Here is a 21,094-nt window from a genome sequence, read left to right as displayed (position 1 = left end):
AACCAGTCCGGCGCCATCGAGTGAGCGAAGGGATACCGTGCCGCCGTGCGCCCGCCTCAACCGCCACCACGTCGCCGGATGCCCTGGTACGACCGGTATCGCCGCGCCCTGCTCGCCGGAGCCACGGTCCTGGTGATCGTCGGAGCCATCGGGGTGGCGTACGCCGTCCAACGCACCGACGGCGCCGACGGGGTGGACGCCGGAGCCTCCGCATCCGCCTCGGCTCACGTCACGGACAGCGCCTCCGCCGCCGGGTCACCGTCAGCGTCGCCCACGAAGTCGGCCTCCCCGACCGCGACACCGAAACCCAGCTCCTCGGCGAAGCTCCCGTCCGCCGCCGGCGGCCCTTGGCCCAACGCGTCGAACACCGGCGTACCGGCCGGCACCAAGCTGTCCGCGTACAGCGGGCCGTGCCAGATCAAGACGGCGGGGACGGTCATCGACGCGAAGACCGTCAACTGCACGCTGGAGGTGCGGGCGGCCAACGTCACGATCAAACGCAGCAAGATCAACGGTCGCGTGGTCCTCGACACCGACATCAGCGGGTCGAGCAAGTGGTCGTACACGCTCGTGGACTCCGAGGTCAACGCCGGGCTCGTTCAGCTACCAGCGGTCAGCTACGGCAACATGAAGGTGATCCGGACCGACGTGACCGGCGGCGCGACCAGCGTCCAGTGTGGGGAGCACGCGATCAGCTGCACCATCGAGGACTCCTACCTGCACGGGCAGCGCATCCCGGACGACGCCAACTGGCACCTGGGCGGGTTCCTCTCCAACGGCGGGAAGAACATCCGCATCCGCCACAACTACATCTTCTGCAGCCCGCCGGCCAACTCGGTCGGGGAGGGTTGCACGGGTGACCTGAACCTGCTCGGCGACTTCGCGACCATCTCGGACGTCGTGATCGACAGCAACTTCCTGGCCGCCGGCACCGGCATGTCCTACTGCCTCTACGGCGGGGACGCGTCGAGTAAACCTTTCCCGCACGCCAACCACGTCATCGTCGTCAACAACGTGTTCCAGCGTGGCTCCAACCGCAAGTGCGGGGCGTACGGACCGGTGACCGGATTCAACAAGAACGGAACCGGAAACCAGTGGTCGAACAACAAGTGGGATGACGGGTCGACCGTTCCGCCGGAGAACTAGTCGCAATTCCGTCAGTCGGGCCTGGCCCCGGGGACGGCCCGAGAGAATTGCCTCGCTATGACCATCGCAGAGACCGCCCCGGAAGCCAACGCCACCGAGTCGATCGGGCGGCAGGCGACGCGCGGGCTGAAGTGGAGCGTCGCGGGGACGCTGGTGAACAAGGCCGGCTCGTTCGCGCTCGGCCTCGTGCTCGCCCGTCTGCTCGCGCCGGCGGACTTCGGCGTCTTCGCCGTCGCGTTCGCCACGATGCAGCTCGTCATGGTCGTCAACGACGTCGGCCTGATCGCCGCCACGGTGCAATGGCGTGGCGCTCTGGAGGAGATCTCGGCCACCGCCACGGTGCTCGCGATGGCCTTCAGCATCCTCATCTACCTGGGCTTCTGGATCGCCGCGCCGATCATCGCGGAGGTCTCGGCGGTGCCGCAGGCAACCGGGGTGATCCGGCTGCTCACCGTGGTCATCCTGATCGACGGCGCCACGGCCGTCCGCAGCGCGGCGCTGATGCGTACCTTCCGGCAGGACAAGCTCATCCAGGCCAACCTCATCGGCATGGCGGTCAACGCCGCGGTCGCCGTTCCGCTCGCGCTCGGCGGCGCGGGGGCGTACAGCTTCGCCGGCGGGCTCGTCGTGGGCACGGCGGTCACCGGCCTCCTCGTCTTCTTCTGGGCGGCGGTCCCGCTGCGGGCCGGCTTCGACCGGGCGGTCGCCCGGCGGCTCATGGCCTTCGGTATCCCGCTCGCGGCCAGCCTCGGCGTCGAGGCCGTCCTGATCAACGCGGCGTACATCATCGTGGGGCACCTCGCGGGCGCCACCCAGCTCGGCTTCTACCTGCTGGCCTTCAACATCTCGACGTGGGCGCTGAGCATCCTGTCCACCGCGGTCCGGTACGTCTCGGTCGCCGGGTTCTCCCGTCTGTCTGAAGTGGACTCCGAGACCCTGTCCGCTGGGGTGCAAGCCTCGCTGCCCACGCTCGTCACCGTGCTGATGCCGATCGCGGTGCTCATGGCCGCGCTTGCGACCCCGCTCATCGCGGTCCTCTACGGGGCCAAATGGTCCGCGGCCGCGCCGGTGCTGCCCTACCTCATGCTTCTCACAGTGGTACGCGTACTGACCGGATTCGCGTTGGACATCCTGATCGGCGCCGGCGCCACCAAAGCAGCCCTGCGGCTGTACCTGATCTGGGCGATCGTGCTGATCCCGGTGCTCATCCTCGCGACCACCCAAGGCGGCATCACCGGGGCGGCCATCGCGCACGCCGCGGTGGGACTGCTCGTCGCGCTGCCGGTGACGGTCGTCGCGCTGCACCGGATCGGCGTACGCCTGAAGCCGGTCGGGCCGAAGCTGCTCCGCCCGGTGCTCGGCGGCCTCGTCGCCGCCGTGCTCGCCTGGCTGGCCGGGTACGCCATCGGCAGCCCGGCCGTCGCGGTGCTCCTCGTCGGCGGAGTCGCCGGCCTCGCCGCGTACGCCGTCCTCGGGGTCGCCCCGGAACACCGGCGTCGCCTGCTCGGATCAGTACGCCGAAAGGAAGCTCATGCCGTCGAGTGACGTGCTCATCTCGGTCTGCCTCCCGGTACGCAACGGCGCGGAGCGCATCACCTCGGTGGTGAAGTCGATCCAGGCTCAGGAACACGCCGAGCTGGAATTGATCATCTCCGACAACGCCTCGACCGACGACACCGAGGGCGTGTGCCGGGAGCTGGCCGCCGCCGACGACCGCATCCGGTACTTCCGGCAACCGGAGAACGTGGGGCTGCTCAACAACTTCGTCTTCGCCGGACGACAGGCCCGGGGGACCTTCTTCCGCTGGGTCGGCGACGACGACTGGCTGTCCCCGCACTGCCTGTCGCGGGCGCTGGCCGAGTTCGAGCGCGACGAGCGGCTGATCCTGGTGACGATGGGCGTCCAGTTCGAGCTGGAGAACGGTGTCACCGAGACCGCGCCCTACCATGGCACCGCGCTGGCTTCGGACGATCCGATCGAGCGGCTGAGCGAGATGCTGCGCCTGCTGAACACCAGCTACGCGTTGATCGACCCGCTGTACGGGCTGATGCGCCGCGAGACGATCATCCCGATTCCCCGGCGCAACATGCTCCGGGAGGATCAGATCTTCGCCGCGAAGATGGCGCTGGCCGGACCCTGGGGGCACGTCCCCGAGGCGCTCGGCCGGCGCGGCTGGCGCGACGAGAGCCGCAAGGTGCTGGGACGGCGGTTGGGCGTACCGGCGTGGACGGCGCATGCCGCGACCACGTTGCAGGGCGTCGAGCTGATGCGCTGGGTCAACGGCGTCGACTACTTGGAGCCCGAGCAGCGCCGGCAGGCCCGCGCATTGGTCTACCGCTGGTACGCCGGTCGGCAGCGCCGCGACTGGGGCAACCGCGGCAAGCGACTCGCCCGGATCGCGAAGCTGTCCAAGGCTTAGAGCTTGGCGAGGACGGCGGCCGCCGCGACGGGGTCGCCGCCGAGGTGGAACTGGTTCAGCCCCAGCACCTCACGCCATTTGTGCAACTGCTCCGCGCAGTACGCGGCCGGCCCGTGCAGGACCGCCGGGCTGGCCGCCAGCACCTGCCGGTCGACGCCCTGAGCCAGGCTGGAGGTCCAGCGCTGGGCGCCCGGAACGTCGGTGACGTCGAGGGACAGCACGCTGATCTGGAAGTCCAGCACCGACGGGTCGCGGCCGGCCGCCGTCGCGCCGGCCTTCGCCCACGCGATCTTCTCGGCGACCCGGTCCTCGGTCAGGTCGAGCACGGCCGAACCGGCGGCGGCGTCGGGTTTCAGGCTCGGGTTCACCCCGACGATGTCGGCCAGCTGCCCGGCCAACCCCAGCACCTTCCGGCTTCCGCCGCCGACGAGGATCGGCGGATGCGGCCGTTGCACCGGCTTCGGCAGCCCGTCCAGCTCGGTGATGCGGTAATGCCGCCCTGCGAAGGTCAGCGGATCGGACGCGAACAGCCCCTTCACCACCTGAACGGACTCGGCCAGCCGCGCTATGCGTACCCCTGGGGAATCGAGCTGGAGACCAGCGGCGTGGTAGTCGCCCGGCAGCCAGCCCGCGCCGAGTCCGATCTCCACCCGCCCGCCGGACAGGACGTCGAGCGTGGCCATGGCCTTGTGGAGCAGGACGGGATGCCGGTAGTCGTTGCCGAGCACGAGGCTGAGCACGCGCAGCGTGGTCGTGGCCTCGGCGGCCGCGGTCATCGCGACGATCGGCTCCATCATCCAGCCCTGGGTGAAATGGTCGGAGACGGCGACCGTGTGGAAGCCGAGATCCTCCAGACGGCGCAGCTCGGCACGCCACCGCGGTGGCGGCACGGTGAGGCGGGGCATCGGGGCGATGAAGCGGAAGGGGCGGGTCACCGCGTCACCTCCGGCCGGTAGACGCCGCCGAGGAACCAGCGGGTCGTCGAGGTCCTGATCTGCGGCTCCGGGTGGGTGAGCCGCCAGACGGCGCCGCAGAGGCCCAGCGAGAGGGCCATGACCACGGCGTAGGTGGTGAAGCTGAGCGAGTCGAACGTCCCGGCTACGAGCAGCGCCATGACCTGAGTGGACAGGACCACCGCGCAGAGGTGCTTCTCGTCGTCGTTGGCCGAGCGCTTGAGCGCCCGGTACGCCAGCACGATGCCGGTGATGTGCAGGGCCGCCAGGGCGATTACCCCGAGAGCGCCGTTGGTGAGCAGCGTGACCAGCCACTGGTTGTCGAGGATCTGGTACTGCGGCGGAATCCAGGTGCCGGTGCCGCGCCCGAGCCACGGATGTTGCGCGACATACGAGAAGACCATGGGGTAGCGCTCGTAGCGGGCCGAGACGGAGGTGTCGTCGGAGGCGTTGGAGAAGATGGAGAACAACGTCCGGTAGAGCCCCGGGCTCACCCCGGCGAGCACGCCCAACAGCAGGACGCTGAGCACCCCGATGTTGAAGCGCATCCGCCAGTTCCACACCGGGAACAGGCACACGAACATGACGCCGATCGCCAGAATCCCCGTACGCGAGATCGTGGCGCCGACGCCGGCCGCGATCAGCGCCGCCGACACCAGCGCCAGCTGCTTCTGCCAGCGCTTCTCGCCGAATCGCGCCACGTGCACGGCGTACGGGAGGGCGAGGGCGAGCACGGTGGCCAGCTCGATGTAGTGCGCGGTCGTGCCGGCGACCCGGTAGCTGCTGCCGCGCATCATGAAGCCGAGCGCGTCGTACTTGGACTGCAAGCCCGGGATCACCAGGTACTGCGTCAGGTCGACCGAGAACATGTACTGCATGAGGCCGATGACGGCCATCAGCGCGGCCACCACGACGAGGACGTTGACCACCGTGCGCAGCCGCTGCCAGTTCGGCAGGCCGTCGGCGGTCATGAGGATGATCCCGGCGAGCGCGCAGAAGAAGAGCAGCGACCGGTCCGCCCCGTTGGCCTCCATCGTGGTCAGTCCACGGATGAAGCCGACGGCGTACGACAGCAGGATGCTCATCATGAAGAACAGCAGGGCCCAGCGCAGCGGCTGCGGCCCGCGCATCGACAGGTGGGTGGTGAAGCGCGTGATGAACCACCAGCCGAACAACCCGAGCGCCAGGATGATGCCGGGCCGGGCGAGGTCGGTCATGCCCGGGACGATCAGGTTGAACGGGATGAGCCCGATCATGACGATCATCAGGCACAGCACGAGCGGCGCGTCCACCCGGCCGATCCGCCGGCGGGTGGCGTAGGTCCGGCCCGAGACCAGCGACGGCTCCAGATCCGCCCGGCGGCCGGCGACGTCGGCTACCTGCCGCTCGACGTCGGCCACCTGCCGTTCGGCCAGGCCGTCGGTCACTCTTTGCTCGGCCAGGCCGACGGGCGCGGAATCTCTACGCCGTTCATGGGCGTGAACGAGGGCAGCACCAGGGTCGCGTCCTCGACCTCGGGCTTGTCCTCGTCGTCGGGGTCGGCGATGTCGGTCGGCTCGATCACGTCGTCGACCGTCCGGTAGACGACCGTCTGGTCGCCGGCGGACCAGGCCGTGGCCTCGTCCGGGGGCGTGCCGCCGGACGGTCCCCCGGTCGCCGTGGTGATGGCGCGCGGGCGATACAGCGTGCCGACGCTGCTCAGGCGTACGCCGGAAGCCATGCCGACGGCGCGTTCCCGGGCCGCCGCCAGCTCCGCGGCCGACATCGCGCCGGCCCGGCGCTTGGCGCGGGAGCGCAGAAGCGCGTCGAAGCCGACGGTCGCCGCGACGGTGAGCATCAGGCCGGCGACGAACACCGCGACCAGCGCGCGCTTGACGTTGGAGTTCGACTTCTCGACGTTGGTGCCCCGGTCGAGCCGGCGCGGCGCGATCAGGTCGGCGTCGATCACGCGCTCGTTCTTCTGCAGCGTCGTGACGCTCTCGCTGTATCGGGCGACCAGTTCGTCGGCGGTGCCCGAGGCCTGCTCCTTGGACTTGCCGACCGCCTCGATCTTCACCAGCGGGCTGTCGCCGCCCATCTCGAAGGTGAACGAGTCGGTGTAGCCCGCGGCCTTCATCGCGTCCACGACCGACTGCTCCTGCACGGTGACGATCGCGGCGTTGCCGAGCGTCTGCAAACCCTGGCCGAGCCAGGGATTCACCTGTACGCGCGCCGGCTCGCCGACCTTGGCCGGCACCGGCGTCGCCGGCGGTACGAGTTGGACGAAGGCGGTGGCGACGTAGTCGGGCTTGATCGCGCTGAAGGTCAGCACCGTCAGACCGGTGGTGAGCAGCAGCATCGGGACGGCGACCACCCAGTTCCGGAAGAGCACCTTGGCGAGGTCCCAGAAGTCCACCGTCGTCCTTCCATAGGTCGGCATAGATATCTGCCGTGTCGTCGCGAGCGTCTGTCGATGTTGGTCGCGACCGAGGTGAGCACGTCTTCAGCAGCTCGATCGTAGATGAGCGGGCCCCATGATGGCATGGCCCGACCAGGGGGGAAGCAATCATGACCGTGTCGGCTTGCGGACATTCGGTCCGCCCGATTCGCCGATGGCCCGTTGAGTCGACGAAACCTCACGATCTAACGGTCCCGGTCGGCCGCGGCTCGACCTGACCGAAGAACGATAGGCGATTCATTGCGCAGCTCAGATGCCCTCGGTGCATCGATCATCATGATAAACGTGCACGGGATCGGGCCGACCGACCGCGATCTCGCGCCGGGTGAGGACCGAACCTGGGTGAGCGTCGGGCAGTTCGAGCAGATGCTCGATCTGGCGGCGCGGCGTGACCATGTCCGCATCACGTTCGACGACGGGAACGCGTCCGATCTGGAGATCGCCCTGCCCCGGCTGCTCGACCGCGGGCTGACCGCCGAGTTCTTCGTGCTCGCCGGGCTGCTGGGCGAACCCGGGCGGCTCGACGCCGACGGCGTACGCGAGCTGGTCAAGGCGGGGATGCCGGTCGGCTCACACGGCTGGGCGCACCGGGACTGGCGTCGCGTCGACGAGAGCGAGGCGCGCGAGGAGTTCCAGGAGGCGCATCGCGTACTGGGCGACCTCGTCGGCGGGCCGGTCGACAGCGTCGCGATCCCGTTCGGCTCCTACGACCGGCGGGTGCTCAAGCGCCTGCGCCATGTGGGCGTACGGCGGGTGTTGAGCAGCGACGGGGGACCGGCCAAGCCGTCGGCCTGGCTGCAACCGCGCAACAGTCTGCGTCACGACATGGACGCCGCCTGGCTGACCGCCGTCGTGGACGGCCGGCCCGGGCCGGCTCAGCGCGCCCGCCGCCTGGCGGCCCGAACCGCGAAACGACTCCGGGGGAAGCCGTGACCACGCCCGAACCGCGTATCGCGGTCGTCATCGTCACCTACAACAGCGCCGACGTCCTCGCGGGCTGCCTGCGGTCGCTCGAAGGACAGCGGGGCGTACGCCTGACCGCCGTCGTGGTCGCCGACAACGCCTCCCGCGACGACTCACTGACCGTTGCGAAGGGATTCGACCTGCCGGTCATCCCGCTGGCGGTGGGCCGCAACGCCGGCTTCGCCGCCGGGATCAACGCAGGCGTGGCCGCCGTGCCGGGCGAGTACGACGCCGTCATGGTGCTGAACCCGGACTGCCGGCTGCGTCCCGACACCCTCGCCCGGCTCGCCGCGACGCTCCAGCGCAGCACGTGCGGCATCGCCGTGCCGAAGCTGCTGAACGAGGACGGCTCGTTCCAGCCCTCCCTGCGGTACGCCCCCACGTTGCGGCGCGCGTTCGGCGAGGCGTTCCTCGGCCGGGTCGCCGGGCGGCTGCCGGGGTTCGGCGAGCTGATCACCGATCCCCGGGAGCGGGACCTGCCCGGCGCCTACTCGTGGGCCACCGGGGCGGCCATGCTGATCTCAGCGGCTGCCCTACGCGACGTGGGCCCCTGGGACGAGAGCTTCCTGCTCTACAGCGAGGAGACCGACTTCGCGCTGCGCGCGGGCGACCGCGGCTGGACCCTCTGGTACGAGCCGGCCGCCGAGATCACCCACATCGGCGGCGAACAGCAGATCAATCCGACCCTCAACGCGCTCAGCGTGGTCAACAAGGTGACCCTCTACCGCCGCCGCAACTCGGCGCTCGCCGGTGGGGCGTACTTCCTGATCGTGCTCGCGGGCGAAACCCTGCGCGCCGCCCTCGGCCGACAACGGGCGCGCGCCGCGGTGGTCGCGCTGCTGCGGCCGTCGCGGCGACTTCGAGCGCTCGCGACATGAGCTGACGGCCATTGTCGATCTGGGGGGATGGAATGCCGATCACGAATCACGACCTCACCGAGCTGACCAACCGGCAGCTCGACGCCTGGCATGCCCTACGGGCGGCCAACACCCGGTTGGACAGCCCGTACTTCCATCCGGGCTTCGCGGCGGCGGTGCACGCGGCGGGCGTACCGGTGCGGGTCGCCGTCGCGACGGACGCCGCAGGCGAGATCCAGGCCCTGCTGCCGACCCATCAGGACGGCGGCGAACTGCGGCCGGTCGGGTGGCCCGGGGCCGACTTCCAAGGCCCGATCCGCGCGCCCGGCTCCCGGTTCGCGCCCCTGGACCTGCTCTCCGGAGGGGTACGCGGATACGCGTTCGACCACCTGCTCGTCGACGACGAAGACGGGACGGGAGCGGAGTTCACGCCGTGGATCGAGTCCCGGCGGCCGTCGCCCTATCTCGACGTCACCGGCGGCCTCGACGGCTACCTGGGCCGGGCGTCCAGCAGCGGAAAAAGCAACATCGGGCAGGCGCGCCGGCACACAGCGAAGACGGAGAAGGCGTACGGGACGGTGCGGTTCGCCGTGGACGTCGTCGACGACGCCGCCCTCGACCAGCTCATCGAGCTGAAACGGGGGCAGTACGCCGCCACCGGCGCCGCCGACTATTTCGCCGATCCGCGTCGGGTGCACCTGCTGCGGTCGTTGCTGCGTACGCGGGATCCGGAGTTCGCGGGCATCCTGTCCACTCTGCACGCCGGGCCTCGCCTGGTCGCCGCGCACTTCGGACTGCGGTCGGGCGGCGTACTGCACTGGTGGTTCCCGGTCTACGACCCCGAGTTCGCCAAGCTCGCCCCGGGCTGGATGTTGCTCCGCGAACTGGTGGCGGCCGCGCCCGGCCTCGGCGTCACTCGCATCGACCTCGGCCGGGGCGAGGACGAGTACAAGCGCCGGGCCAAGACCGGCGAGATGTCGGTCGCCCAGGGTCTGGTCACTCGTAGTTCGGCTCGTCGGGCCCTGCGCCGCCTGCACGGAACCGTCGTCGGTGCCGCCAAGTCGTCCCCGCTCGGCCCCGGCCTGCGCCGCGCCGTCCGAGCGATGCGTGGTGGCGGTTCCCGATCCCTTGGCGAGGGTGGCTCCCCGGACACGCGCCGGGAGCGGGAACTGCCATGAACGACCGTCTCCAAGGAAGGCAAGTGATATGAGGATCAGCGTCATCGGCCTGGGCTACGTGGGCAGCGTCTCCGCCGCCTGCCTGGCCGCACGCGGCCACGAGGTGGTGGGCGTCGACGTCAGCCCGGTCAAGGTGGAACTCATCGGCCGCGGCCAGGCGCCCGTCGTCGAGGAGCGGATCGGCGAGCTGACCGCCGAGGTGGTCGCGTCCGGCGCGCTGCGGGCGACGGTCGACCTCGCGTCGGCGATCCGGGCGACCGATGTGTCGCTGGTCTGCGTCGGTACGCCGTCCGCGCCCAGCGGCAGCCTGTCGACGGAGTACCTCGAACGGGTGTCGGCGGAGATCGGCGAGGCGCTGGCCGGGTTGGACCGGTGGCACACTGTCGTGTTCCGCAGCACGATGCTGCCGGGCACCTGCGAATCACTGCTCGTTCCGTTGCTGGAGAAGGCTTCCGGCCGCTCCGCCGGGGTCGACTTCGGTGTCGCGTACAACCCGGAGTTCCTGCGTGAGGGCTCGAGCGTCAAGGACTTCCTGGACCCGCCGAAGACCGTGATCGGGGAGTACGACAAGGTCAGCGGGGACGTCGTGGCGGCGCTCTACGAGGGTCTGCCAGGCGAGGTGTTCCGGGTGCCGGTGCCGGTGGCCGAGATGGCCAAGTACGCCGACAATTCGTTCCACGGTCTGAAGATCGCCTTCGCCAACGAGATGGGCGCGATCTGCCGCGCGCTGGGCGTGGACTCGCACCGGATGATGGACGTCTTCCTGGCCGACCGCAAGCTCAACATCAGCCCGGCCTACCTGCGCCCGGGGTTCGCGTTCGGCGGTTCCTGCCTGCCGAAGGACCTCCGGGGCCTGGTGTACGCCGCCCGCCGCGCCGACATCGCGGTGCCGCTGCTCTCGCACGTGCTCCCCTCGAACGAGGAGCACCTCAAGCGCGCGCTCGACCTGGTCATCGGCACCGGGAAGCGCAAGGTCGGCCTGTTCGGGCTCTCCTTCAAGCCGGGCACCGACGACCTGCGTGAGAGCCCGCTCGTCGAGCTGGCCGAACGGCTCGTGGGCAAGGGCTACGAGCTGCGGATCTACGACGCGAACGTGGCGCTGTCCCGGCTGATGGGGGCCAACCGGGAGTACATCGACCGCCACCTGCCGCACCTCGGGGAGTTGCTGTGCGACTCCGCCGACGACGTCCTCGACTTCGCCGAGGTCTGTGTCGTCGGCTTCGCCGATCCGGCGCTGAGCCCGGTCCTCGACCGGGCCGGCGACCGCCCGATCATCGACCTCGTCCGCCTTCCCGACGCGGAGACGCGCCGGGCGCACCCGGGATATGTGGGCCTTGGCTGGTAAAGCGCTCATCCTCGTCGAGAACCTGTCCGTGCCGTTCGACCGGCGCGTCTGGCAGGAGTCCTGCGCGCTGCGCGACGCGGGCTGGACCGTGAACGTCATCTGCCCGATGGGCACCGGCCGGGACACCGAGCCCTACGTGGAGCTGGACGGCGTCCACATCTACCGGTACCCGTTGAAGGCGGCGACCGGCGGGCCGCAGGGCTACCTGCGCGAGTACGGCTCGGCGCTGTGGCACACCTACCGGCTGGCGCGCAAGGTCGGCCCGGTCGACGTGGTGCACGCCTGCAACCCGCCGGACCTGTTCTTCCTGTTCGCCAAGCGGTTCCGGCGGCGGGGCGCCCGGTTCGTCTTCGACCAGCACGACCTGGTGCCGGAGCTGTACGAGTCCCGGTTCGGCCGGGGCCGGGACTTCCTCTACCGGGTGGTCTGCTGGCTCGAACGCAAGACGTATCAGGCCGCCGACATCGTGATCGCCACGAACGAGAGCTACCGCGAGGCGGCGCTCACCCGCGGCGGCAAGCGCGAGGACCAGGTGTTCGTCGTCCGCAGCGCGCCCAAGGTCGAGCGTTTCCGGCAGGTGCCGGCCGAACCGGAGCTGCGCAAGGGCAAGCCGTATCTGCTCTGCTACCTCGGCGTGATGGGCCCGCAGGACGGCGTGGACTACGCGCTGCGCGCGCTGGCGAAGCTGCGGGACGAGCAGGGCCGCACCGACTGGCACGCCGCCTTCGTCGGCGCGGGCGACACCTTCGACGCGATGAAGGACCTGGCCGTCGAGCTGGGCCTGGCCGACCACGTGACGTTCACCGGCCGGATCAGCGACGAAGACCTGCTCCGCTATCTGTCCACCGCGGACGTGTGCCTGTCTCCTGACCCGCTCAACCCGCTGAACGACGTCTCCACGATGAACAAGATCATGGAGTACATGGCGATGTCCCGCCCGATCGTCTCGTTCGACCTGCGCGAGGCCCGGGTGTCGGCCGGCGACGCCGCTGTCTACGCCCCGGCCAACGACGAGTCGGAGTTCGCCAAGCTCACGGCGTACCTGCTGGACTCGCCGGAGGACCGGCAGCGGATGGGCGAGATCGGCCGGGCCCGGGTCGCCGGCCCGCTGTCGTGGGACCAGTCGAAGATCTCGCTGCTGGCCGCGTATGAGGCGGCGGTGGAGGGGCTAACCGTTCCCCGGCCCCGTTGGCACCCGACTGCTGACATCGAGACCCCACGACGTCCGGCCCCGCCGGCCGCGCAGGACCGTCCAGCCCCGGTCGAGGAGCAGGACGGCCAGGTAGCAGCCGGCATCCAGCGGGCTTACTTCGCGTCGCGCGACCAGCGAGAGCAGCGCACGCGGACCGAGCCGTCCCTCGGCGGAGACCCGGCCCAGCTCGGCGAGCTGCCGGTTGCCGGCCCGGACGCGGACCCGTCGGCGCAGGTACGCGGAGACGGTCCGGGCCGGGCGCACGAATGACCGGGCCTGCCGCACCACGACGCGTTCGCCGGGAGTGAAGCTGTTATGGACGTAGCCGTCGTCGGAGAGCACCTCCGGCATCGGGAAGACCCGGGCGTGACCCGCCTTGGTCAGCACATAGCAGCCCGCCCCGGCGAGCGCTCGGGTCGGCGCCATCAGCCGGTCGTGCACGCGGTGCACGCGGCGCATCACGAACGTCGTCCCGGCCAGGTCGAACTGCGGCTCCGGAGCACAGGCGAGAACGTCGTCGCCGGCGCAGGCCACGACCAGCGCGCGGACGGAGTCGGCGGTCAGGCGTACGTCGGCGTCGAGGTAGATCCGCGGGAACGCCCGGCATTCGGCGTCGCCGAGCGCGAGGGCGTGCACCTTCCCCGGCACCGGCGTCTCGACGACGCGTACGCCCACCCGCGCGGCCGCCGTGCCGGTCCCGTCGGTGCAGGCGTTCGGCACCACGACGACGTCGAACTCGCCGGGGGCCGAGTCGCCGAGGAGGACGCGCAGGTTCTCCTCGATCACGGCCGCCTCGTTGTGGGCCGGGATCACGATGCTGACAACCGCTTCGCTCACGCACCGAGGATAGGGGCCGCGCCCGGCGAGCCGCGCCGCTCGAAACCGTCGGCAACCCGTCAGTAAGCCGCCCGTCAGGATCCGGCGCCGCTCGGCAAGCCGGCTCGTCAGTAGTCGACAGAGGAGATCGCGAGATGACCGCGCAGACCGTGCGATCGGCGCCCGCCGCCGGGACCGAGCCCGAGGCCGCCGCCCGCCCGCGTCGGGACCGGCTGTCCGGTCTCGACGGCATCCGCGGTCTCGCGGCGCTGTTCGTCGTGCTGCACCACTGTTATCTGGTCAGCTTCGGCGGCTATCCCCGGATCACCGGACCGGCTTGGGCCGGCTGGCTCATCTACGGCCACTTCGCCGTGGTCGTGTTCATCGTGCTGTCCGGGTTCTCGCTGGCAGTGTCCCCGGCCCGGCATGAGTGGCAGCTCGGCGGCAAGGCCCGGTTCGCCTTCCGTCGGGCCTGGCGCATCCTGCCACCGTACTGGGCCGCGCTCGCGTTCAGCCTGATCGTGGCGTGGACGATCGTGCCGCAGCCGGGGGAGGGCGAGCCCACAGGCAAGTCGGTCGCGGTCTTCGGCCTGCTCCTCCAGGACGTCGTGGGCTCGCCCAGCCCCAACGGCGCGTTCTGGTCCATCGCCGTCGAAGCCCAGCTCTACCTGGTGCTCCCGATCCTGCTCGTGATCATCCGGAAGGCGGGGGCCGCCACCATGCTCGCGGCGGTCGCGGTCCCGGTCCTGCTCGTGGGGATCTTCGCGCCGAGCGTCCCGCTCGTCGACAAACTCACCCGCTTCACACCCCAGTTCGCCATCCTGTTCGCGGCCGGCGTCACGGCTGCGGGAATCCTCGCCGCCAAGGAGAAGGTACGCAGAATGCCGTGGCACTGGCTCGCCGGTGTGGCCGCACTACCTGTCATCGCGATGATCGCCGTGCAGGGTTCGGAGTGGACTGTCGAGCACTTCTTCTGGGTGGACGTCTCGTTCGGCCCGGCGGTCGCGATGCTGCTCGCGGCGGTGGCGATCCGGCGGCCGAAACCGTTGGTGTGGTTCCTCGACACCGCCCCGGTACGCGGCCTGGGCTCGTTCTCCTACAGCCTCTACCTGATCCACGCCCCGATCGTGGTGGCCGTCGCCGATCAGGTGGTCGCCCCGCGCATCGCCGACGGCGTACCGTTCTTCCTGGTCACGCTGGTGGTAGCGGCTCCATTGTCGGTGCTGAGCGCTTGGATCTTCGCGTCGGTGTTCGAGATCCCGTTCCAGCGCTACCGCGGCTGGCAGGCGCTGAAGACGGCGTACTCGGGTCGAGGTCGACTCCGTCGATAAGGGCGAGCAGCGTCGCGACCGTGCCGACGGCGGCGGCGAAGACGAGCGCCCGGCTGACGCTGAACCCCGAGAGCCCCGTGATCAGCAGACCGGCGAGGACGGCCGCGACCAGGACGCCACCGGCCATCGCCACCAGGCGTATGCCACGCGGCCGGGCCGTCTGGCGTACACGGCCGAGCCTGGCCAGCAGGAACACGGCCGTACACGCGTACGCGAGCACGATCAGGTCGCTGCCGAGGGTGTCGCTCGGCCGATGCCATCCGGCGGTGACGGTCGCGACGCCCATCCCGAGCGACCACGGCGCCAGCACGACCGCCGCGAGCAGCCGATGTCGGGCGGGCACGACGAGCACCACCCCGGCAAGGATCGCCATCGCCGTGGCGGTGTGCCCGCTGGGGAAGCTCTGGTCCTCCCGGCGTACGCCCCCGGCCAGCAAGACCGGCCGGGACACGACTTTCTGGAGCACCTCGGTCGTCAGCGCCGACGCGGCGATCACCGCGGCCGCCAGCCAGCCCAGCCGCGTACGCCCCCGGACCACGCCGAGGACGACCACCCCGACCAGGGCCGCCACCAGCGTCTTGATGCCGACCGTGCTCAGCAGCCGGATGGCCAGCGCGGCTTGATCCGTGCCGGGCATCTTCGCCGCCGCCGCGGACAGCACGGCGTCCTCCAGGGACTGCCCGGCATGCGTCCACAGTGCAATCAGATAGACCGCGACCAGCGCGGCGACGCAGGCTGCCCCGACGATCGCGGAGCGCCGGGCGAGCCTGCCGTTCACTAGCGCTGTGCCGGGGCCGCGGCCTCCGCTTCCGCGTCGGCCTCCTGGTTCGCGTCCGGCTCGTCGGCGGCGGCCCGCGGCGGCGTCGACTTCTTCTTCCCCGTCGTCTTCCGGAGATCCACGGTCTTCTCAGTCTCAGCCGCGGCTTCCGTGGTGGCAGGCTTGATCACAGTGGTCGTCTCGGAATCGTCCGCCGGCCCAGCCGCCTTCGGGGCCGACGGCGCCGGCAAGGTCAGCACGGTCGTGGTGTCCGGGTCCGACCCGGCGGCCGGCATCGCGATCTTCACGGTCTCCTGGACCTTCGCGGCTTCCTGGACCTGCACGGTCTCCTGCGCCTGCACGGTCTCCTGCGCCTGCACGGTCTCCTGGGCTTTGACGGCCTCCTGGACCTGCACGGTCGTCTCGTGCACCCGGGTGGCCTCGGCCTGCGCCTCGGCCAGGCGAGCCTCCGCGTCGGCGGTGGCCCGTTCGGCGTTCTCGGCGTTCTGCTTGGCCGCCTTGGCGTTCTGGTACGCGTCGTGCAGCTGCTTGCGAGCGCCGTCCAGCTCGGCCTGGGTCTCTCTGAGCTGGCTCGTCACGTGCTCGGACTCAGCCCGGTTGGCGGCGATCTGCCGCTCCAACTCGACCAGCGTGGCCTGCGCGGCAGTGGCGGCCTGACGTTCCGCCTCGGCAAGCTGCGCTGCGCGTACCCTCTCCTGCTCGGCAGCCACGGCGCGCGACTTCGCCTCCGCGACCTCGCGCTCGCCGGCGGCGCGCGCGGCCTGGACGTCCTGTGTGGCGGCATCCTTGAGCGCGGTGATCTCCTGCGCGGCCTGAGCCCGCAGCGTGGCGATCTCCTGCGCGGCCTGGGCCCGCAGCGCGGCGAGCTCCTGCTCCACCGTCGTACGCTGCTCCGACGTCTCCTTGGCGGCGCGATCCCGGAGGTTGGTGGCCTCCTGCTGGGCGGTCGCGAGCGCCCGCGCGGACGCGGCCCGCCGCTCCTCGTCGGAGCGCTGCTCGTCGGCTCGCCGCGCGGACAACGCGGTCTCGAAGTCCCGGATCGCGGCGGCGGCCCGCTCGCGGGCGTCGGCCAGTACGCGTTCCGCCTCGCCCTGAGTGTCCGAGATCTGGCGATGGGCCGACCTGGTGATCTCCTCAGCCTGTTCCTCGGCGAGTTCCAGGATCTGCCCCACCCGGACGCCGAGATGCTTGAAGGAGACGGTCGTCGGAAGTTGCGACTTGCGACGGAGGTCGGCGAGGTCGTCCTGCAGCAGCTGAACCTGTCCGGCCAGTGCCTGAACCTGCTGGTACGCCTGCTCCCGCTCGGCAGCCAGCGTCGCGATCTCGCTCTCGGCTGACACGACGTAGTTGTCGACCTGCTTCTTGTCGTACCCCCTGAGGGCCGCGTCGAAGCTGGGTTGGCTGGCTACGCCCTCACCGAGCGCGAAAACATCTCCGCCTTGCGACATGTGCCCCATCCTCACATGTCTCGTCCGCTCTCGCACCACGCCCCACCGCAGTCACAGCAGATCTGCAGGAAACCCTTGGGCCACAGTGGATATGTTTCATCGGGCCCGCCGAGCGAGAGTCGCCCGGCGGACCCGATCTGCCCCGATCGAGGGGATCAGGCCGAAGCCTTCTCCTCCTCGGACTTCTTGCCCTTGTCGGCCGGCGCCTGCACCGGCACGATGCCCGCCAGGCCGGAGAGCATCTGGCCCAGCTGAGAGGTGACCGCATCCTTCTGGCGGGTCAGCTCGTCGACCTCGCGGCGAGCCGCCGTGGTGGTCAGCTCGGCCTCGTTGCGGGCCTCGGTGACCAGGCGGTGCGCCTCGGCCTTGGCCTCGCTGACGGACTTCTCCGCCGACGCCTTGGCCTTCTCGACGGTCTCGGTCGCGGAGCGCTCGGACTCGATGCGGCGGGTCTCCGCACGCTGCTCGATCTCCTTGGCCCGGTCCTCGGCGGCGCGAGCGCGCTCCTCGGCCTCGTTGACCATCTTCTGCGTCGCGGCGACCTGAGCGGCGTGCCGCGCGGACTCTTCGCGCTCGGTCTTCTCGCGACGCTCGGCCAGCTCGAGCTGGAGCGCCTGGAGGTCCTTGTCGCGCTTGTCGCGCGCGTCGGCCAGCATCTTGGACGCCTCGGCGCGCTTCTCCTCGGCCTCGCGCGAAGCCTTGGCCCGCAGCTGGGTGATCTCCCGCTCGGCGGTGGCCCGCAGGGTGGCGACCTCGCGCTCGACAGTGGCCTTCAGCTCGGCGACCTCGTGCGCGGTGGCGGTACGCAGCGCCTTGGTCTCGCGCTCGGCGTCGGCACGCAGCGTGTCGGCCTCGCGACGGGCCTGCACCCGAACCTCGGCGGCCTCCCGCTCGGCGGCGGTACGCAGGTTGCCCGCCTCGCGCTCGGCGGTCGCCTTCATCGCGGCGGCCTCGGCGCGAGCCTTGTCGGTGATCTCGCGGGCCTCGAGCCGGGCAGCGGAGAGGATGCCCTCGGACTCCCGCTTGGCTTCGCCACGGTGGTCGTTGGCCTGCTCTTCGGCGAGGCGCAGGATCTGCTCGACGCGAGTGCCCAGGCCCGACAGGGTCGGCCGGCTGTTCTCCTCGAGCTGCTTGTTCGTGTCGGTGAGCTTCTGCTCCACCGAGTTGAGGCGCTGCTCGGCCTGGCGGAGCCGGCGCTGCGCGTCGTTCATCCGCTGCTCGGCCTCTTGGCGCGCCTGCTCGGACTGGATCAGCTGCGCATTGATGCGGCCGAGATGGGCCGTGACCTGCTCACGGTCGAAACCGCGGAGCACGACCGTGAAGTCTGCTTGAGTATTCGCGCCGTCGAAGAAGGCGACGTCAGATTGCGGCTGGGGCATTGGGACATCCTGACAGACGTACCCCGGTGTTTCGCAAGAGCATGGGGGCTGTTTCGCCGACAAAGGCATGGTCAACTTGCGGGGCTTGCCCAACTAGCGGTTTTTGTTGTGATTTGTTGTGACTTGCAGGGGACGGAAAGGCGGCGCAGACGCGCCGTTGCGCCTGCGCCGGGTCACCCGCTCGGAGGAGGTGTAGCTGGTGACTCACACGCCACGGAAGCGGTTGATGGCTTCCTCGTGGCGGGCGCGCTTCTCCGAGTCGTAGATTCCGAGTCCCTCTTGGGGAGCGAGGGCAAGGACGCCCACCTTGCCCTGGTGCGCGTTCCGATGTACCTCGTAGGTCGCCTGCCCGGTCTGCTCCAGGGAGAACACCTTGGACAGTGTCGGGTGCACGAGACCACGGTCGATCAACCTGTTCGCCTCCCAGGCCTCGCGGTAGTTCGCGAAGTGGCTGCCGACGATCCGCTTGAGGTGCATCCAGAGATATCGATTGTCGTAGTGGTGATCGAAGCCGCTCGTCGACGCGCAGGTGACGATCATGCCGCCGCGCTTGGCGACGAAGACGCTCGCGCCGAAGGTCTCCCGGCCCGGGTGCTCGAAGACGATGTCGGGATCGTCGCCGCCGGTCAGCTCCCGGATGCGCGCGCCGAATCGCTTCCACTCGTTCGGATCGGGCGTCTGCTCGTCCCGCCAGAACCGGTACCCCTCGGCGCTGCGGTCGATGACCAGCTCGGCGCCCATCCGGCGGCACAGCTCGGCCTTCTGCGGACTGGACACGACACAGACCGGGATGGCGCCGCCGTTGACCGCCATCTGGGTGGCGTAACTGCCGAGACCGCCGCTGGCGCCCCAGATCAGCACCACGTCACCCTGCTTCATGTCGGCGCCGTGATGCGACACGAGCTGCCGGTACGCCGTCGAGTTCACCAGCCCCGGAGACGCCGCCTCCTCCCAGCTCAAGTGGGCCGGCTTCGGCATCAGCTGGTTGGCCTTCACCACGGCCAGCTCGGCGAGCCCGCCGAAGTTGGTCTCGAACCCCCAGATCCGCTGCTGCGGATCGAGCATGGTGTCGTCGTGCCCGGCGGCGTCCTCCAGCTCGACGCTGAGGCAGTGCGCCACGACCTGATCGCCCGGCTGCCACTTCGTCACTCCGGGGCCGGTCCGCAGGACCACGCCGGCCGCGTCCGACCCGACCACGTGATACGGCAGATCATGCCGTTTGGTCAGCGGCGACAGCTTGCCGTACCGCTGCAGGAAGCCGAACGTCGACATCGGCTCGAAGATGGACGTCCACACCGTGTTGTAGTTGATCGCACTCGCCATCACGGCGATCAGCGCCTCGCCCGGACCCAGGTCGGGGGTCGCGACCTCCTGCACGTGCAGGGACTTGCGCGGATCCTTGTCCTTCGTGGCCATCCCATCGAACATGGCCGTCTCGTCGGCGCGGACGACCACGCCTCGGTAGCTCTCCGGTACCGGCAGCTCGCCGAACCCCTCGATCCGGCCCGCGCCCTCGGCCGCGCCGATCGCCTCAAGGATGTGGTCCATATTCCGCTCCTTCGCCTGACTACCGGGGATGCTCCCGGGTGGGCCGTGCCGGATCTATGTGGGTCACCCCCTGAACGACCGTTGAGGCGGTGTTGTGCGGAGGTTACTGCCCAGTAGCTTCGGGCGGGAACGCTTCTGTGAAATAGTCCACCGGCTTTTGGCACTCGGTGTTCATCCCTGCTCGGTGGCACGCTCCCGTGTGCTCTTTCGCGCTTGCGCCGTCGCCGGGCGGGGTGCTCGCTCGCGCGGGCTTGTGATCTCCGGAAGCCCAGGTACCTGATCTTGGTGCGGTTAGGTCGTCCGCCTTCCGGAAGTGGGTTATCCACACCCCCTCGTGCGGCAGCGCATGGCGGCGCATCGTGATCGGATGCCACCCGTCGCCAAGGTCCCGCCGTCGCTCGCCGTTGCTCCGTTCCGGGGTGCGGATGCGGTCGCCGCCGGGTCGCTGACCCGCCGTCAGCTCGCCGGTCGTGCGTGGACGCGTCTCTACCGGGACGTCTATGTCCATGCCGACGTGCCGCTCGACCACCGGGTCTGGTGTGAGGCCGCCGCGTTGCTGCTGCCGAAGGGGGGTGCCATCGGCGGGCTCAGTGCCCTGCACCTCTGGGGCGTCCGGGCGCTCCACCCGCCGGAGCGAGTGGCCGTCCTGATCGGCGAGGACGACCGGATCGTGCCGCAGCCGCATCTCGACGTCCGGCGTGGCTCAGTTCCAGGCCGTGATGTCACCCGGATCCTCGGCCTGCCGGTGACGACACCGGAGCGGACCGCGTTCGATCTGCTGCGGTACTTACCTCGCGTGGACGCGGTCGTCTGTCTCGACGCGCTTCTCCATCAGCGCAAGGTGTCCCTGTCACGGCTTACGGGCGACGTCCCGACTCGGCGGCGGTGGCCGGGCGGTCGCCAGGCCGAGGCGCTGCTGGCGTACGCCGAGCCGCTGGCGGAGTCACCGATGGAGACCCGGCTTCGCCTGCTCATCGTGGACGCCGGCCTGCCCCGCCCGGTGGCGCAGTTCAAGATCATGAATGGCGGGCGGTTCGTGGCCCGGGTGGACCTCGCCTATCCGGAGTATCGGATCGCGATCGAGTACGACGGCGACCATCATCGGGATCGCACGACCCACCGGTTCGACATGGAGCGGCAGAACGAATTGCACGTCCTGGGCTGGACCGTGCTGCGCTTCCACGCCGACGACGTCCTGCGCCGGCCGGATCAGACCGCCGCCAAGATCCGGGCGGTCCTCCGGCGCGCGGGCGCTCCGGTGCTCGGCCTTCGGTGAGCCCGCCTTTGGCGAGCCGTCTTCGGCG

Annotated in this window: 16 protein-coding genes and 2 pseudogenes; 10 read left to right on the top strand and 8 right to left on the bottom strand. The window is 70.2% G+C overall.

What is annotated here, in order from left to right; translation table 11 throughout:
- Nucleotides 1–45: 45 nt before the first annotated feature.
- From HDA40_RS17845 to HDA40_RS17835, 3 genes are read left to right on the top strand one after another with little or no spacing between them, the layout of a single operon-like run.
- The gene (locus HDA40_RS17845; RefSeq protein WP_253757286.1) at nucleotides 46–1,146 is read left to right on the top strand and encodes a hypothetical protein; all 1,101 of its coding nucleotides are present in this window, start codon (nucleotides 46–48) and stop codon (nucleotides 1,144–1,146) included.
- 57 nt (nucleotides 1,147–1,203) lie between these two features.
- Nucleotides 1,204–2,691: an oligosaccharide flippase family protein gene (locus HDA40_RS17840; RefSeq protein ID WP_253757283.1), complete on the top strand. Its 1,488-nt coding sequence runs from the start codon at nucleotides 1,204–1,206 to the stop codon at nucleotides 2,689–2,691.
- Nucleotides 2,678–3,565, top strand: coding sequence for a glycosyltransferase family 2 protein (locus HDA40_RS17835; RefSeq protein WP_253757281.1), 888 nt, complete (start codon nucleotides 2,678–2,680; stop codon nucleotides 3,563–3,565). The genes HDA40_RS17840 and HDA40_RS17835 overlap by 14 nt, the downstream gene beginning before the upstream one ends.
- Here the strand turns inward: HDA40_RS17835 and HDA40_RS17830 are convergent.
- From HDA40_RS17830 to HDA40_RS17820, 3 genes are read right to left on the bottom strand one after another with little or no spacing between them, the layout of a single operon-like run.
- A complete protein-coding gene (locus HDA40_RS17830) occupies nucleotides 3,562–4,500 on the bottom strand; it encodes a TIGR03621 family F420-dependent LLM class oxidoreductase (RefSeq protein ID WP_253757279.1) in 939 nt (312 codons plus the stop codon). The genes HDA40_RS17835 and HDA40_RS17830 overlap by 4 nt on opposite strands.
- Entirely contained in the window at nucleotides 4,497–5,945 is a 1,449-nt protein-coding gene (locus HDA40_RS42150; RefSeq protein WP_253757277.1) for an O-antigen ligase family protein, read from the bottom strand. The genes HDA40_RS17830 and HDA40_RS42150 overlap by 4 nt, the downstream gene beginning before the upstream one ends.
- Nucleotides 5,942–6,913, bottom strand: coding sequence for a hypothetical protein (locus tag HDA40_RS17820; RefSeq protein WP_253757275.1), 972 nt, complete (start codon nucleotides 6,911–6,913; stop codon nucleotides 5,942–5,944). Before HDA40_RS17820 ends, HDA40_RS42150 begins: the two co-directional genes overlap by 4 nt.
- Nucleotides 6,914–7,231: 318 nt before the next feature.
- Between HDA40_RS17820 and HDA40_RS17815 the strand changes: the two genes are divergently transcribed.
- Genes HDA40_RS17815 through HDA40_RS17795 form a run of 5 tightly spaced genes read left to right on the top strand, consistent with a single transcriptional unit; the run spans nucleotide 7,232 to nucleotide 12,760 of the window.
- Entirely contained in the window at nucleotides 7,232–7,888 is a 657-nt protein-coding gene (locus HDA40_RS17815; RefSeq protein WP_253757273.1) for a polysaccharide deacetylase family protein, read from the top strand.
- Entirely contained in the window at nucleotides 7,885–8,796 is a 912-nt protein-coding gene (locus tag HDA40_RS17810; protein ID WP_253757271.1) for a glycosyltransferase family 2 protein, read from the top strand. The genes HDA40_RS17815 and HDA40_RS17810 overlap by 4 nt, the downstream gene beginning before the upstream one ends.
- A gap of 32 nt (nucleotides 8,797–8,828) precedes the next feature.
- Nucleotides 8,829–9,953, top strand: coding sequence for a GNAT family N-acetyltransferase (locus HDA40_RS17805; protein ID WP_253757269.1), 1,125 nt, complete (start codon nucleotides 8,829–8,831; stop codon nucleotides 9,951–9,953).
- A gap of 28 nt (nucleotides 9,954–9,981) precedes the next feature.
- The gene (locus tag HDA40_RS17800) at nucleotides 9,982–11,298 is read left to right on the top strand and encodes a nucleotide sugar dehydrogenase (RefSeq protein ID WP_253757267.1); all 1,317 of its coding nucleotides are present in this window, start codon (nucleotides 9,982–9,984) and stop codon (nucleotides 11,296–11,298) included.
- On the top strand, nucleotides 11,288–12,760 hold the full coding sequence (locus HDA40_RS17795; protein ID WP_253757264.1) for a glycosyltransferase family 4 protein: 1,473 nt from the start codon (nucleotides 11,288–11,290) through the stop codon (nucleotides 12,758–12,760). Before HDA40_RS17800 ends, HDA40_RS17795 begins: the two co-directional genes overlap by 11 nt.
- A gap of 261 nt (nucleotides 12,761–13,021) precedes the next feature.
- Here HDA40_RS17795 and HDA40_RS41550 read toward each other — a convergent pair.
- Nucleotides 13,022–13,303 (bottom strand): annotated as a pseudogene (locus tag HDA40_RS41550) (glycosyltransferase family 2 protein); the annotation flags it as partial.
- Between the two features lie 158 nt (nucleotides 13,304–13,461).
- Between HDA40_RS41550 and HDA40_RS17785 the strand changes: the two are divergent.
- Nucleotides 13,462–14,637 (top strand): acyltransferase family protein, encoded by a 1,176-nt coding sequence (locus HDA40_RS17785; protein ID WP_253757262.1) that lies wholly within the window; start codon nucleotides 13,462–13,464, stop codon nucleotides 14,635–14,637.
- Between the two features lie 196 nt (nucleotides 14,638–14,833).
- Here the strand turns inward: HDA40_RS17785 and HDA40_RS17780 are convergent.
- The 4 genes and pseudogenes from HDA40_RS17780 to ccrA all read right to left on the bottom strand — a co-directional run.
- A pseudogene (locus HDA40_RS17780) lies at nucleotides 14,834–15,274 on the bottom strand (phosphatase PAP2 family protein); the annotation flags it as partial.
- A 140-nt stretch (nucleotides 15,275–15,414) separates the two neighbouring features.
- Nucleotides 15,415–16,863: a coiled-coil domain-containing protein gene (locus HDA40_RS17775; RefSeq protein ID WP_253757260.1), complete on the bottom strand. Its 1,449-nt coding sequence runs from the start codon at nucleotides 16,861–16,863 to the stop codon at nucleotides 15,415–15,417.
- 155 nt (nucleotides 16,864–17,018) lie between these two features.
- On the bottom strand, nucleotides 17,019–18,242 hold the full coding sequence (locus HDA40_RS17770; protein WP_253757258.1) for a coiled-coil domain-containing protein: 1,224 nt from the start codon (nucleotides 18,240–18,242) through the stop codon (nucleotides 17,019–17,021).
- 204 nt (nucleotides 18,243–18,446) lie between these two features.
- Nucleotides 18,447–19,790, bottom strand: a complete 1,344-nt coding sequence (ccrA, locus tag HDA40_RS17765; RefSeq protein ID WP_253757256.1) for a crotonyl-CoA carboxylase/reductase — start codon at nucleotides 19,788–19,790, stop codon at nucleotides 18,447–18,449.
- 367 nt (nucleotides 19,791–20,157) lie between these two features.
- On the opposite strand from ccrA, the gene HDA40_RS17760 reads away from it, so the two are divergent.
- Entirely contained in the window at nucleotides 20,158–21,066 is a 909-nt protein-coding gene (locus HDA40_RS17760; protein ID WP_253757254.1) for a DUF559 domain-containing protein, read from the top strand.
- Nucleotides 21,067–21,094: the final 28 nt, after the last annotated feature.

Origin of the sequence: Hamadaea flava, from assembly GCF_024172085.1 — a bacterium.
GTDB classification, from domain to species: domain Bacteria; phylum Actinomycetota; class Actinomycetes; order Mycobacteriales; family Micromonosporaceae; genus Hamadaea; species Hamadaea flava.
The sequence above is the reverse complement of the archived record's forward strand: the minus strand, read 5'-3'. Positions and strand labels throughout refer to the sequence as shown.

Excerpts from the sequence above, each read along its gene's own strand:
- HDA40_RS17840 (WP_253757283.1), top strand. The coding sequence starts at position 1,204 with ATGACCATCGCAGAGACCGCCCCGGAAGCCAACGCCACCGAGTCGATC.
- HDA40_RS17835 (WP_253757281.1), top strand. The coding sequence starts at position 2,678 with ATGCCGTCGAGTGACGTGCTCATCTCGGTCTGCCTCCCGGTACGCAAC.
- HDA40_RS17815 (WP_253757273.1), top strand. The coding sequence starts at position 7,232 with ATGATAAACGTGCACGGGATCGGGCCGACCGACCGCGATCTCGCGCCG.
- HDA40_RS17805 (WP_253757269.1), top strand. The coding sequence starts at position 8,829 with ATGCCGATCACGAATCACGACCTCACCGAGCTGACCAACCGGCAGCTC.
- HDA40_RS17800 (WP_253757267.1), top strand. The coding sequence starts at position 9,982 with ATGAGGATCAGCGTCATCGGCCTGGGCTACGTGGGCAGCGTCTCCGCC.
- HDA40_RS17785 (WP_253757262.1), top strand. The coding sequence starts at position 13,462 with ATGACCGCGCAGACCGTGCGATCGGCGCCCGCCGCCGGGACCGAGCCC.
- HDA40_RS17775 (WP_253757260.1), bottom strand. The coding sequence starts at position 16,863 with ATGTCGCAAGGCGGAGATGTTTTCGCGCTCGGTGAGGGCGTAGCCAGC.
- HDA40_RS17770 (WP_253757258.1), bottom strand. The coding sequence starts at position 18,242 with ATGCCCCAGCCGCAATCTGACGTCGCCTTCTTCGACGGCGCGAATACT.
- ccrA (WP_253757256.1), bottom strand. The coding sequence starts at position 19,790 with ATGGACCACATCCTTGAGGCGATCGGCGCGGCCGAGGGCGCGGGCCGG.
- HDA40_RS17760 (WP_253757254.1), top strand. The coding sequence starts at position 20,158 with ATGCCACCCGTCGCCAAGGTCCCGCCGTCGCTCGCCGTTGCTCCGTTC.